This window comes from Serratia proteamaculans, from assembly GCF_008830365.1.
Classification (GTDB): Bacteria; Pseudomonadota; Gammaproteobacteria; order Enterobacterales; family Enterobacteriaceae; genus Serratia; species Serratia proteamaculans.
Map to the genome: position 1 here is coordinate 1066979 of NZ_WBKI01000001.1, position 13625 is coordinate 1080603.

A 13625-nucleotide genomic window follows, 5' to 3' on the forward strand; every position below is an offset into this window, starting at 1 on the left:
CACCACGGAGTGACGATGAAAACTGCCCTGTTGCTTATCGATTTACAAAACGACTTTTGCCCCGGCGGCGCACTGGCAGTGACCGACGGTGATGCCGTAATAACCGCAGCCAATCAGGCGATAGCGGCCTGCACCGCGCGCGGCGAGCCGGTGGTCGCTTGCCAGGATTGGCACCCCGCCAATCACCGTAGCTTTGCGGTAAACGCCAACGCGCAGGTCGGTACCCTGGGTGAACTCGAAGGCTTACCTCAGGTGTGGTGGCCGGTGCACTGTGTACAGGAAAGCCAGGGTGCTGAGTTTCATCCACAATTGCACCGGCGGGACATTATCGCAGTGTTCCGTAAAGGGCAAAATACGGATATCGACAGCTACAGCGCCTTCTTCGACAACGGTCACCGCTCACACACCGAGTTGGACGCTTGGCTGAAAGCGCAGCAGGTTAGCCATCTGGCGATTATGGGGTTGGCGACCGACTACTGCGTAAAGTTCAGCGTGTTGGATGCGCTGGCGCTGGGGTATCAGACCACAGTGATCACCGATGGCTGTCGCGGCGTTGATTTACAGCCCGGCGACAGCCAGGAAGCTTTCCAGGCGATGCAGCAGGCCGGCGCACACCTCGTTACCCTGTCACAATTTATCGCTCACTGATATCCCTGGGCGCGGGTTGCGCCCATTTCCCTTCCCTCGGTCCAAACCTCGACATCGCTCACATTCCAACCATTCTCCTGTGATTACATCTTGTTCGTCTGCGTCGCTTTTGCTGTTATGACCGCTGATGCATTGGCATCAGTAAGTTATACGCATCCGGGGCCCATTGAGCCCGGCTTTAGATTACCGCCTCAGGCGGTTTCGGTCGGCCTTGTCGACCAAAGGAGATTACATGGTATTAACCCGTAAACTGCTGCCTTTACTGGTAGCGGTGCAGCTTGGTATGGCTGGTGCCGGCATGGCCCACGCCGCTTCTTACCTGTCCGTCGGTTATTTCAACGGCGGCGGTGACGTTACCGCCGGCCCTGGCGGCGATATCAACAAGCTGGACGTCACTCAGATTACCCACCTCAATTACTCTTTCGGCCTGATTTACAACGACGAGAAACAGGAAACCAACCCGGCGCTAAAAGATCCGGCTCGCCTGCACCAAATCTATCTGTCGCCCAAGGTCATGACTGACCTGCAATTGCTGCCGGTATTGCGTAAACAGAACCCGGAACTGAAAGTGCTGCTGTCCGTCGGCGGCTGGGGGGCCCGCGGTTTCTCCGGCGCGGCCGCCACACCGGAAAGTCGGGCGGTGTTTATCCGTTCGGTGCAGCAGGTGATTAAGCAATATCATCTGGACGGCATCGATCTCGACTGGGAATACCCGGTTAACGGCGCCTGGGGACTGGTCGAAAGCCAACCGGCGGATCGCGCCAACTTCACGCTGTTGCTGGCAGAGCTGCATAAAACCCTGGATAAAGGCAAGTTGCTGACTATCGCCGTCGGCGCCAACGTAAAAAGTCCGCAAGAATGGGTCGATGTTAAAGGCATTGCGCCCTATCTCGATTACATCAACCTGATGACCTACGACATGGCGTACGGCACCCAATACTTCAACTCCAACCTGTATGACTCCAAACAGTGGCCAACCGTCGCCGCCGCCGATCGTTACAGCGCCAATTTTGTGGTGGAAAACTATCTGGCGGCCGGGTTGAAGCCTGCCCAGTTGAACCTGGGTATTGGTTTCTATGGCCGGGTACCAAAGCGGGCAACCGAAGCGGGCGTTGACTGGGACAAACCAGATGCAGCCAAAAACCCGGTCACCCAGCCCTACTTCACCGCACGCGAAACCGCCGTGTTTAAAGCCATGGGGCTGGATCTGACCAAGGACAGCTACTTCAAATACAACGATATCGTCAGCAAACTGCTGAACGATCCACAACGGCGCTTTACCGCCCATTGGGACAGTGACGCACAGGTCCCGTACCTGACGATGAAATCCGCTGAGGGCAAGCCGCTGTTTGCCATTTCATATGAGAACCCGCGTTCAGTGGAACTCAAGGCTGACTACATCAAAAGCAAAGGGTTGGGCGGTGCGATGTTCTGGGAATATGGCGCAGACGACAATAACCGCTTGGCACATCAACTGGCAGAGTCACTGGGGATTAACGGCGGGAAATGATAAATCAGCGGGGCGATGCTCGCATCGCCCCGCTGATTTACTGCGGCTTTAACTTGACCAGCGGTTCAGCAATGAACTGCTGTTTCAGTTCCTGCTTGCTCTTCATCACAATCTGGCCGTCGGTGCCGATACTCATATGCTGCGGGTCAGCATTGTACAATGACTGCCACAGCATCACTGCCTGCAGGCTATTTTCTTTCTGTTCCGGCGTTAGCGCTACGCCGTCGGGCCACTTGCCCAATTCAACGGCCTGCACCAGTCGCTGATAGATTTCCGGCGTCATGGCGGCAATCAGATCTTTTACGTCCATCAGAGCATGTCCTCACTCGTGGAAGAATAATTAGCTGAATCGATTTTTCTCACTGAATAATCCGTCAGCCGGCCGTTTTGTCACCGTTCTCACCGTCGGTAAAGCTCAGCGACGCCGAGTTAACGCAAAAACGCTCGCCGGTTGGCTGCGGGCCATCGGGGAAAACATGCCCCAGGTGTGCGTCGCAATGGCCACAACGAATCTCAACGCGATGCATATTATGCGTATTATCATCAAGATAACGAATAGCATCGTCGGAGACCGGCTGATAGAAGCTCGGCCAGCCGCAGCCGGAGTCATACTTGCTGTCGGAGTAGAACAGCGGATGGTTGCAGCACAGGCAATGGTACACGCCCTCGCGTTTGTTGTGCAGCAGTTTGCCGGAATACGGCGCCTCGGTACCACGTTCCTGAGTGACATAACGTTGGATTTCATTCAGTTCCGTGGCCTGATGGTCAGGGGTTGTCTCTTTAGCCATTTGTGCGTTTCTCTGAATGTGGATAATGTCAACGAAAACAATGAGTAATAATAACAAAAAATTAACAACACTGCAGCGCTTTTTGGCCTAAACTGTAGCCCATAAAGGTCACGCCATGGCGATATGTGACACCGATCACATATCTTAAATAGGCTGACTTTATACTTAGCGGTTTGACCCCATATAACGGATGAGGCCGAACGCAAACGGAATGTGCAATAAGCACTCAAACCCGGCTTCCAGGTTTGATTTGCAGCAAGAATTGACACGATTCCGCTTGACGCTTGGTAAGGTTTTTGTAATTTTACAGGCAACCTTTTATTCACTAACAAATAGCTGGTGGAATATATGACTATCAAAGTAGGTATCAACGGTTTTGGCCGTATCGGTCGCATTGTTTTTCGTGCTGCTCAAGAACGTTCTGACATCGAGATCGTTGCAATCAACGACCTGTTAGACGCAGAGTACATGGCTTACATGCTGAAATATGACTCTACTCACGGCCGCTTCAACGGCACAGTAGAAGTTAAAGACGGCCACCTGGTTGTTAACGGCAAAACCATCCGTTGTACCTCAGAAAGAGATCCGGCTAACCTGAAGTGGAACGAAGTCAATGTTGACGTCGTTGCTGAAGCAACTGGTCTGTTCCTGACTGACGAAACTGCACGTAAACACATCGCTGCAGGCGCTAAGAAAGTTGTTCTGACTGGCCCATCCAAAGATGACACCCCTATGTTCGTTATGGGCGTGAACCACAAATCTTACGCTGGTCAGGAAATCGTTTCTAACGCTTCTTGTACCACTAACTGCCTGGCACCACTGGCTAAAGTTATCAACGACAACTTCGGTATCGTTGAAGCGCTGATGACCACTGTGCATGCAACTACCGCTACTCAGAAAACTGTTGATGGCCCGTCTCACAAAGACTGGCGCGGCGGCCGCGGCGCATCCCAGAACATCATCCCTTCTTCTACCGGCGCTGCTAAAGCAGTAGGTAAAGTTATCCCAGAACTGAACGGCAAACTGACCGGTATGGCGTTCCGCGTTCCAACTCCGAACGTGTCTGTGGTTGACCTGACTGCTCGTCTGGCAAAACCAGCTTCTTACAAAGAAATCTGTGCTGCTATCAAAGCCGCTTCTGAAGGCGAGCTGAAAGGCGTACTGGGCTACACCGAAGACGAAGTAGTTTCTACCGATTTCAACGGCGAAACTCTGACTTCCGTATTCGATGCCAAAGCCGGTATCGCTCTGAGCGACACTTTCGTGAAACTGGTTTCCTGGTACGACAACGAAACCGGCTATTCCAACAAGGTTCTGGATCTGATCGCTCACATCTCCAAATAATGGATTGATGTTAAGCTGATGATGAGGGTGACATTTTTGTCACCCTTTTTTTGTTTCTACGGCGAACAAAAGGCAACCCGATGAACGAAAAGATTTTCACCCTACCCGTTACCGAACAAATTTCCCCTTTTATCAGTCAGCGCCAGCTCGATGAACTGCCTGTCGTAGTGGTTTCCCATCCGAAAGTGCGTGCCGCTATCTCACTTCAGGGCGCACATCTGTTGGCCTGGCAACCTAGCGGTGAAAAACCGGTTATTTGGCTGAGCAACAACACCCCCTTTAAAAAGGGCAATGCCATCCGTGGCGGCGTGCCTATCTGCTGGCCCTGGTTTGGCCCGGTAGCAAAACCTTCACACGGTTTCGCACGCAATCAGCCGTGGACTCTGACCGCGCATGATGAAGACGACAACGGCGTTATTCTGACCTTCACGCTGAAAGACAATGAGCAGACCCGCAGCCTGTGGCCACATGCCTTTACGCTGATCGCCCGTTTCAAACTGGGTGAGGAATGTGAAATAGAGCTGGAGTCCCACGGCGACTATCAGGCGACCGCGGCGTTGCACACCTACTTCCAGATTGGTGATATTGCCCAGGTCAAAGTGGCCGGCCTCGGCGAGCCTTACATTGATAAAGTGGCTGCGGGCGCACAAGCCAGCCAAGTGGGGGACGTGACCTTCGTCGGCCAGACCGACCGGGTTTATACCCAGCCGGACGCCTTCAGTCTGATCAAGGACGCGGCGCAACAACGCACCATTGAGGTTCATCACCATCACATGAGTGACGTGATTGCCTGGAACCCCGGCGTGGAGCTTTCTTGCAGCATGGCGGATATGCCAAATGACGGTTATAAAACCATGGTTTGCGTAGAAACGGGTCGCGTCAGTAAACCCCTGGTGGCAGCCGGTGAACAACCGGCCCGGCTGGCAGTGACCTTCCGTGTTCGTAACAACGGCTGATCCCTTTTAAGTGCAGCAAAGACTTGCTGCGCTACAGATGTGCAAAAGGGGCGCCAGCGCCCCTTTATAATGCCTACATTGCACAACATTGGTGCAGGCTTCGCTTAGAAGCTGTATTTCACACCCGTCATCAACAGTCCGGTGTAAGATTTATCCACCATTGGGCTGTCTTTAACTTCATCGGACAGTTGGACATAACGCCCAACAAAGAAGGCATCCCAATCTTTGTTGATCTTATAGTTGGCACTCAGCTCAACGTACGGCGCCCAGCTATCACCTGGCGTGTAACTGTCCAGACCGCTGCGGCGAGATTCATTTTCGCTGATACCGTAGTAGTATTTGTTCTGGTTTTTGCTGCTCCACGACACGCCCACACCAGGTACCAGGGTGAAATCGCCCATATCAAATTTGTACAGATAGGCTAAATCACCCACCATACCGTTGCTGTAGTCTAACGTATCACCGGTAAAGGTGGTGCGCAGAATCCCCCACTCAGCAAAATGCGAATAGGCCAGACCGGCCATCAGGGTGCCGCGACGCTTGTCCAACTGCTTCATGCGGTCGTCGTCACTGTCACCTGGGCGATAGCCCAACGGGGAGAAGTAACCCATCAGGCTCAGTTGATTTTGCTGATCTTTCCACAGGTAATAACCGGCGGTCAGCGTACGGAAGTAGAAGTCGTCACCTTCATAGTTAATGACGGGTACCGGATATACGCGGTCTTGATAGCCACGATACGGATCCGGGCTAACCAGCGCTGAAGCACCGAGTGACCAAGTTCCTGCCTGAGCACTTTGCGCACAAACCATTGCGGAAGCGATAATTGCTAGCGTTTTAAGTTTAAAAATCTTCACTGGTTCTTTTTCCATAAATAACAGAGTTAATAGCGTGCTTAGTTTATGTGAGAATTCCGTTGCGTGCTGAATCTTTACAATAGAAAAGGACCAAGATCGAATAACTTAGATCGGAAATATGAATTAATCATGGCAGAACCATGACGTTTTTTGCCGCAAGCCGCGCCAGACAAGGCATTTGGCTATCCCTGTAATAACTGAGTCATTGATATGACTTAAAAAAAGCCTTTTACCAAGCAGGAAATTTTCTGGTATGCAAACTAAGCTTAAATCAGAAGGTGAATAAATCCTGAGCCAGTGGCAATACAGCGCAACTCGCGATAATAAGCGCACCAAGTTGGCATACGGGTTGCTGTACTCAGGGATAACTTCTTCTTTCGGGAGCCAAAAGACCATCACCAGCTCCCTTTACCTGTGCTAATAACGAAAGGACGGGCATCGCCATGAACATATTTGACCACTATCGCCAGCGCTACGAAGCTGCCAAGGACGAAGAGTTCACACTGCAGGACTTTCTTACCATTTGCCGGCAAGATCGCAGTGCTTATGCCAATGCGGCCGAACGTCTGCTAATGGCTATCGGTGAACCAGTAATGGTCGACACTGCGCTCGAATCGCGCATGTCTCGCCTGTTCTCCAACCGCGTGATCGCACGCTATCCGGCATTCGAAGAGTTCTACGGCATGGAGGAAGCTATCGAGCAGATAGTCTCTTATCTGAAACACGCCGCTCAGGGGCTCGAAGAGAAGAAACAAATCCTTTACCTGTTGGGCCCGGTGGGCGGCGGGAAATCATCGCTGGCAGAACGCCTGAAAGCATTGATGCAGTTGGTGCCTATCTACACCCTGAGCGCCAACGGGGAACGCAGCCCGGTTAATGACCACCCGCTGTGCCTGTTCAACCCGCAGGAGGATGCCAATATTCTGGAGAAAGAATATAACATCCCGAATCGCTACCTCGGCACCATCATGTCGCCGTGGGCAGCCAAACGCCTGCATGAGTTTGGCGGCGACATCACCAAATTCAAAGTAGTAAAAGTGCGCCCTTCCATTCTGGAACAGATTGCCATCGCCAAAACCGAACCGGGTGATGAGAACAATCAGGATATCTCGGCGCTGGTCGGTAAGGTCGATATCCGTAAGCTGGAGAATCACGCGCAGAACGATCCGGATGCCTACGGCTATTCTGGTGCCCTGTGCCGCGCTAACCAGGGGATCATGGAGTTCGTGGAAATGTTCAAAGCGCCGATCAAGGTGCTGCATCCCCTGCTGACCGCCACCCAGGAAGGTAACTACAACGGGACCGAAGGGATCTCTGCCCTGCCGTTCAGCGGTATTATCCTGGCTCACTCCAACGAATCCGAATGGGTGACCTTCCGTAACAACAAAAACAACGAGGCTTTCCTCGACCGTGTTTACATCGTCAAGGTGCCTTACTGCCTGCGGGTGTCGGAAGAGATCAAAATCTACGACAAACTGCTGGATCACAGTGAACTGACCCATGCGCCATGCGCCCCGGGTACGCTGGAAACGCTGGCACGCTTTACCGTGCTCTCTCGCATGAAAGAACCGGAAAACTCGAGCATTTACTCGAAAATGCGCGTCTATGACGGTGAAAGCCTGAAGGACACCGATCCTAAAGCCAAGTCGTATCAGGAATACCGCGACTATGCCGGGGTCGATGAAGGCATGAACGGCCTGTCCACCCGTTTCGCGTTTAAAATTCTGTCGCGGGTGTTTAACTTCGATCACGCTGAGGTCGCCGCTAACCCGGTACACCTGTTCTATGTGCTGGAACAGCAGATCGAACGCGAACAATTCCCACAGGATCAGTCTGAGAAATACCTGGAGCACCTGAAAGGCTACCTGATCCCGAAATACGCCGAGTTTATTGGCAAAGAGATCCAAACGGCTTACCTGGAGTCTTACTCGGAATACGGTCAGAACATTTTTGACCGCTACGTGACCTATGCAGATTTCTGGATCCAGGATCAAGAGTACCGTGATCCGGATACCGGACAGCTGTTCGATCGCGAGTCCCTGAACGCCGAACTGGAGAAAATAGAGAAGCCTGCCGGCATCAGCAATCCGAAAGATTTCCGTAACGAAATAGTCAACTTCGTACTGCGTGCCCGCGCTAATAATAGTGGTCGCAACCCTAACTGGACCAGCTATGAGAAGCTGCGTACCGTGATCGAGAAGAAAATGTTCTCGAACACCGAAGAGTTACTGCCGGTGATTTCGTTTAACGCTAAAACCTCAACGGATGAGCAGAAGAAACACGACGACTTCGTCGACCGCATGATGGAGAAAGGCTATACCCGCAAACAGGTTCGCCTGCTGTGTGAATGGTATCTGCGGGTCAGAAAGTCTTCATAACGTCTAATGAGAATTAGCGTCATGGAGATGGCGTAGAAAGTTGGCAACGTCGTTTGGGGGAAGTATGGCGTATTTTATTGACCGACGGCTTAATGGCAAAAACAAGAGCATGGTGAACCGCCAGCGCTTCTTGCGTCGTTACAAGTCGCAAATCAAACAGTCGATTGCCGAAGCCATCAACAAGCGTTCGGTCACCGACGTAGACAGCGGGGAGTCAGTCTCGATCCCCTCTGGCGATATCAACGAACCGATGTTTCATCAGGGTCGCGGTGGCACACGTCACCGCGTTCATCCAGGTAATGATCATTTTGTCCAGAATGACCGCGTCGAGCGCCCACAGGGCGGCGGCGGTGGAGGCAGCGGCCAGGGTAACGCCAGCCAGGATGGTGAAGGCGAGGACGAATTTGTCTTCCAGATCTCCAAGGACGAGTATCTTGATCTGCTGTTTGAAGATTTGGCGCTGCCAAACCTGAAAAAGAACCAGTATAAGCAGCTCACCGAGTACAAAACCCATAGAGCCGGCTACACCGCCAACGGCGTGCCGGCCAATATCAGCGTGGTTCGTTCGTTACAGAATTCACTGGCGCGACGCACCGCCATGACCGCCGGGAAACGGCGCGCTTTACATGAGTTGGAAGATGAACTCACCCAGATGGAAAACACCGAACCGGTGCAACTGCTGGAAGAGGAACGGCTGCGTAAGGAAATTGCCGAGCTGCGTAAAAAAATCGAAAGCGTGCCCTTTATCGACACCTTTGATTTACGTTACAAGAACTATGAGCGTCGGCCCGAACCTTCCAGCCAGGCGGTGATGTTCTGCCTGATGGACGTTTCCGGCTCGATGGATCAGGCGACCAAAGACATGGCTAAACGTTTCTATATTCTGCTCTACCTGTTCCTGAGCAGAACCTATAAAAACGTCGATGTGGTGTACATCCGTCACCATACCCAGGCGAAGGAAGTGGATGAACAGGAGTTCTTCTACTCGCAGGAGACTGGCGGCACCATTGTTTCCAGTGCGCTGAAGCTAATGAATGAAGTGGTTGAAGAGCGTTACGACCCGGCACAGTGGAACATCTATGCCGCACAGGCGTCGGATGGCGACAACTGGGCCGATGACTCCCCGCTGTGTCACGAACTGCTGGCGAAGAAGCTGCTGCCGATGGTGCGTTATTACAGCTACATTGAAATCACCCGTCGCGCCCACCAAACGCTGTGGCGTGAGTACGAAGATTTACAGGCAAAATTCGAAAACTTTGCCATGCAGCATATCCGCGAACCGGACGATATCTACCCGGTATTCCGCGAGCTTTTTCATAAGCAAACAGCATAACTCGTACTATTAATCACGGCCGGTTAATCAGATTAATCGGCCGTTTTCTTTTAGAAGAATAATGAAAAACTCCACTGGAGAGATTTACTTCAGGTTTTATATAATCTCCTTCATTACAAACTCAACATCTTCCCCACTTTACCCCTGAGATAAAAAGCTAATTTGTTATTCATTTCATAGTTTTTTCAACCAGTCCGGTGATACCGTCGATAGCTAAGGTAATTCCTAATTACGTGTCACGGACCCAATGCCCATTGCGTGAGTTAGGAAAAATCCTATTTAATGAGGGACCAAATTGCCATCTTAGGTGAGTGCCATGGAATTACTGACCATCGCCATCATCGTCGTTTTGATTGCAGTTGTTGTATTTTCCTTTGTCATGTATTTGCGACAAAGAAGGGGAACTACTTTCAACACCAAGCGGAACCGACGATAGGACGCCTCCCCACAAGGAAGTGGTTCAATAACCTTTATCACATGACCACTTCGTGCCAACTGGCTCCTGCACCAGCCAGAATTAACCTCTGAGCAAGTACTTCTGATTTTTTATGAGGATATTCTGATACATGCGGCATTATAGATTATCGTCTTGTCGCTGAAATTCAGGTGCGCTACTGTCGTCATATGGATGGCACACAACACCGTAGAATCACAACAGCATCCAACTTTCGATATCATCCCTTAATCCCGCCGCTGTGCGGGATTTTTTTGGTCTCAACCTTTTCACTGAACAGAATGCTAGATCGCGAACTCTACTGACAGAAACTGGCAGTGGCCGCCGTTAGACTGGGTATTCCTGCGGGAGAAAACCTCCACGCACCATGACCAAATGCACAGGGAAATACGCGCCGATGACAAGAGTTATCACCATTCTTACCGAGAATTTCTCAGACTGGGAAACCGCGCTGATCAACTCCACCTGCCGTGGCTATTATGGCTTCGACACCCGTTTTGCCTCACCCAAGGGGACTCCTGTCATCTCCTCCGGCGGCATGCTGGTGACACCGCAATTGTCGATCGAGGCCATCCAACTGGATGAAATCGACCTGTTGATCGTTTGTGGCGGCACCGCATGGCAGACAGAACAGGCCCCCAATATCACCGGGCTGGTTGCACAGGCCTATGAGAAGAACATCGTTGTCGCCGCCATTTGCGACGGAACCCGCGTATTGGCGCAAGCGGGCGTGCTGGATAACCTCCGTCATACCTCCAATTCGGCGGAAAACCTGTCGCAACTCAATTATCGTGGGGCTGCGTACTATCAGGATGTGCCTTACGCCGTAGCCGATCGACGCGTGATCACCGCCCCCGGTAGCGCTCCGGTCAGCTTTATGGCCGAGATTTTAGCAACCTTAGGGGTGAGCGACGAGAATCTCAAAACCTATCTGGCGATGCATGCAGCCGAACATCGCAGGCCAAATACCAGGTATGAGGGTGATAGCAAAATGACATAACGGCCGAATCTGACCTATGCAATAAAAAAACCCCGCAGTTGCGGGGTCTGAACGATGGGCGTTTACGAGGCGTTAGCCGCTTCATCGATAAAAGTGGCTATTTCCTGTGGGTGTGACGCGAGCGAGGCATGGCTGGCATTTAGAGTAATCACTTTCTTAGCCTTCAATCGCGCCGACATATGCTGTTGATTTTCCGGCGTAATCATCCGGTCATTGCTGGAAATTTGATACCAGGAAGGTTTGTGCTTCCATGCAGGTTCAGTGATTTCATTGCCGAAGGTGCTGGCCAGCGGTGCCTTCTGCGTTACCGCCATCACCAGTGCCGCATCGGCGGGAAGATCCTGACAGAAGCTTTCGTGAAATTTATCGGTTTTAATCCATAAATAGCCATCGCTGTCCGGCGCCAGGTTCGCCGCTGCGATCGGTAGATGTTGCTGAGTGATAGCACCAGGGCTTTCGCCGGCATCCGGCGCAAAGGCGGCGATAAACACCAGCCCAACCACATTAGGTTGATTGCCCATTTCGCTGATCACCGCGCCGCCATAAGAATGGCCGACCAGAAGAACAGGACCTTCCTGCTGTGCCACCATCTTGCGCGTGCGCTCTGCGTCATCGGCCAACGATGTCAGCGGCATCTCTACGGCATGAATCGAGTGATATCCTTTATGTGACAGTTCGGTAATGACTTTACTCCAGTGCGCTGCACCGCCCCAAAATCCATGGACCAGGACTACAGTAGGTTTTACCTTCATGGCAGATTCCCTCTTTTATCACGTGGAGGCGTTACGCCAGACCCGTTCATCACAGCACTGCGATCCTTCCAGAGCCATCTGTATCAAGCCCAAAACGCCTTATATGCCCTGTTGTATATAGTTCACATCCATGGTTTTCAGCAATAGCTACGAATAGTTAACCCGCGGCCACATCCCTTCTGGCGTTCCATTCGGCCCGAGTGATTTCCCAGATCTCCGTCGGCATGCGTCCGCCGATATAGTCATTTTCTTCTGTGGCGACTATCCGCATGCCATTACGCTCCGAAACGCGACGTGACGCCAGATTGTCTTTTGCCTTAGGCACTCGTAATACCGATTGCCCCAGCACATTGAACCAGAAATCCGTGACACTTTGACTGGCTTCGCTCATCAAGCCCTGACGTTGCCATTGCTGCGCTAACCAAAAACCTCGATTGCTGTTACCGCCCAGGCTGAGGTTAATCACACCAATCAGATGTCGTTGATCTTCGTGACGCCGGATAGACCAAAACCAGCCAGTACCCGCTGCCATTGCCGGTAACGCAACATTGTTGATAAACCCGAGTGCGGCCCCCTCAGGATATGGCCAGGGGATTTGGCTGGTCAACAGACGTACAATTTCCCAATGTGGAAACAAATGTTGAATATCTTCTGCATCATCGGGTTCCAGAGGACGCAATACCAGCCGGCGGCTGGTTAAAACGGGAATGTCCAAGTGGCAAACCTCCAATACTAATGTTGTATCTTGGCCACAAATCAGCCACGTCGTCACATTAAAACTAGGATTTATACCTATTACGATCTAAAATTCCATGAAAAAACAATGAGAAGTCATTCAAACAAAATCAAAAGGGAATTTTACGTGAAGGAAATGATCTCTATTCTTTTTATCGCAGGCCTGTTGGCGATGCTTTTTTCATGGCTGTTTGTCTATGGCCTCAATATTCATTAGGCCCTTCAGAGATTAAAAAACCCCGGCATGTCTCCACGCCAGGGTCGGTAGCATTGAGCTGAGGGAAAACCAGCAAGCTGGCGATGTCACCCTTTGCGCTACTGTTTGGTCTGGATCCAGAACGCATGGATCAGGCCGGGGAAGTAACCCAGCAAGGTCAGAATAATGTTGAGGATGAACGCGCCGCCAATCCCTTTATCCAGCAGTACACCCAAAGGGGGCAGGATGATGGTAAAAACGATTCTCCAAAAGCTCATAATAACGCCTCATTTTGCTTTATAAGCCTCCAATATATTACATACTCTTAACATTTTCAAATGACGCTCTCATCGAAAATTCTTATAGAACCTTTTAAGCCGGATATATCTACAGATATTGTGGTTTTACAGAGCGAATAAAAGAAAGAATTAATAAGCATTGATTATGTGGAATTGAGCCCTTAAAATTTACAGCTTAAAAATACAACTGAGATTGGTTTCATGTCGTCGCTGTGGGTTGCAACACAATACTTTTATTTAATTGGCCTGTTGGTTTCTATGATTTTTACCTACCTGGTCAGCCGGGATACCATCAAGATTCGTTTTATCAGTGCGTTAACGATTGGTCTGACCTGGCCTTTAAGCCTGCCGGTAGTGTTGATGTTCTCTTTGTTCTAA

At 51.2% G+C, this 13625-nt stretch carries 15 protein-coding genes; 8 read left to right on the plus strand and 7 right to left on the minus strand.

Annotated features, from left to right (window positions below; translation table 11 throughout):
* Positions 1–15: 15 nt before the first annotated feature.
* On the plus strand, positions 16–648 hold the full coding sequence (pncA, locus tag F8R23_RS05045) for a bifunctional nicotinamidase/pyrazinamidase (RefSeq protein WP_151415341.1): 633 nt from the start codon (positions 16–18) through the stop codon (positions 646–648).
* A 232-nt stretch (positions 649–880) separates the two neighbouring features.
* On the plus strand, positions 881–2158 hold the full coding sequence (gene chiD, locus F8R23_RS05050; protein ID WP_151415343.1) for a chitinase ChiD: 1278 nt from the start codon (positions 881–883) through the stop codon (positions 2156–2158).
* 37 nt (positions 2159–2195) lie between these two features.
* On the opposite strand, the gene F8R23_RS05055 is transcribed toward chiD, so the two are convergent.
* Both F8R23_RS05055 and msrB read right to left on the minus strand, forming a co-directional pair.
* Positions 2196–2468, minus strand: a complete 273-nt coding sequence (locus tag F8R23_RS05055) for a YeaC family protein (RefSeq protein WP_129934478.1) — start codon at positions 2466–2468, stop codon at positions 2196–2198.
* Between the two features lie 64 nt (positions 2469–2532).
* Positions 2533–2946 carry a peptide-methionine (R)-S-oxide reductase MsrB gene (gene msrB / locus F8R23_RS05060; RefSeq protein ID WP_085117103.1) on the minus strand — a complete coding sequence of 138 codons (414 nt, stop codon included), beginning with the start codon at positions 2944–2946 and terminating at the stop codon, positions 2533–2535.
* Positions 2947–3294: 348 nt separating this feature from the next.
* Here msrB and gapA point away from each other — a divergent pair, with 348 nt between their 5' ends.
* Both gapA and F8R23_RS05070 read left to right on the plus strand, forming a co-directional pair.
* A complete protein-coding gene (gene gapA / locus F8R23_RS05065) occupies positions 3295–4290 on the plus strand; it encodes a glyceraldehyde-3-phosphate dehydrogenase (protein WP_165366351.1) in 996 nt (331 codons plus the stop codon).
* 80 nt (positions 4291–4370) lie between these two features.
* Positions 4371–5246, plus strand: a complete 876-nt coding sequence (locus tag F8R23_RS05070; protein WP_129934477.1) for a D-hexose-6-phosphate mutarotase — start codon at positions 4371–4373, stop codon at positions 5244–5246.
* 104 nt (positions 5247–5350) lie between these two features.
* On the opposite strand, the gene F8R23_RS05075 is transcribed toward F8R23_RS05070, so the two are convergent.
* The gene (locus F8R23_RS05075; protein WP_151415344.1) at positions 5351–6115 is read right to left on the minus strand and encodes a MipA/OmpV family protein; all 765 of its coding nucleotides are present in this window, start codon (positions 6113–6115) and stop codon (positions 5351–5353) included.
* Between the two features lie 108 nt (positions 6116–6223).
* The gene (locus tag F8R23_RS05080) at positions 6224–6496 is read right to left on the minus strand and encodes a hypothetical protein (protein ID WP_129934475.1); all 273 of its coding nucleotides are present in this window, start codon (positions 6494–6496) and stop codon (positions 6224–6226) included.
* A gap of 47 nt (positions 6497–6543) precedes the next feature.
* On the opposite strand from F8R23_RS05080, the gene yeaG reads away from it, so the two are divergent.
* The 3 genes from yeaG to F8R23_RS05095 all read left to right on the plus strand — a co-directional run bounded on the left by yeaG (position 6544) and on the right by F8R23_RS05095 (position 11265).
* Positions 6544–8478 carry a protein kinase YeaG gene (gene yeaG, locus F8R23_RS05085; RefSeq protein WP_012145456.1) on the plus strand — a complete coding sequence of 645 codons (1935 nt, stop codon included), beginning with the start codon at positions 6544–6546 and terminating at the stop codon, positions 8476–8478.
* A 64-nt stretch (positions 8479–8542) separates the two neighbouring features.
* Entirely contained in the window at positions 8543–9811 is a 1269-nt protein-coding gene (locus F8R23_RS05090) for a YeaH/YhbH family protein (protein ID WP_099064231.1), read from the plus strand.
* A gap of 851 nt (positions 9812–10662) precedes the next feature.
* On the plus strand, positions 10663–11265 hold the full coding sequence (locus tag F8R23_RS05095; protein WP_129934474.1) for a type 1 glutamine amidotransferase family protein: 603 nt from the start codon (positions 10663–10665) through the stop codon (positions 11263–11265).
* Between the two features lie 62 nt (positions 11266–11327).
* On the opposite strand, the gene F8R23_RS05100 is transcribed toward F8R23_RS05095, so the two are convergent.
* The 3 genes from F8R23_RS05100 to F8R23_RS05110 all read right to left on the minus strand — a co-directional run bounded on the left by F8R23_RS05100 (position 11328) and on the right by F8R23_RS05110 (position 13226).
* Positions 11328–12017: an alpha/beta hydrolase gene (locus tag F8R23_RS05100; protein WP_129934473.1), complete on the minus strand. Its 690-nt coding sequence runs from the start codon at positions 12015–12017 to the stop codon at positions 11328–11330.
* Between the two features lie 157 nt (positions 12018–12174).
* A complete protein-coding gene (locus F8R23_RS05105) occupies positions 12175–12732 on the minus strand; it encodes a GNAT family N-acetyltransferase (protein ID WP_112348420.1) in 558 nt (185 codons plus the stop codon).
* A gap of 335 nt (positions 12733–13067) precedes the next feature.
* Positions 13068–13226 (minus strand): YqaE/Pmp3 family membrane protein, encoded by a 159-nt coding sequence (locus tag F8R23_RS05110; protein WP_006322621.1) that lies wholly within the window; start codon positions 13224–13226, stop codon positions 13068–13070.
* Between the two features lie 222 nt (positions 13227–13448).
* Between F8R23_RS05110 and F8R23_RS05115 the strand changes: the two genes are divergently transcribed.
* Positions 13449–13625: a GhoT/OrtT family toxin gene (locus F8R23_RS05115; RefSeq protein ID WP_012145459.1), complete on the plus strand. Its 177-nt coding sequence runs from the start codon at positions 13449–13451 to the stop codon at positions 13623–13625.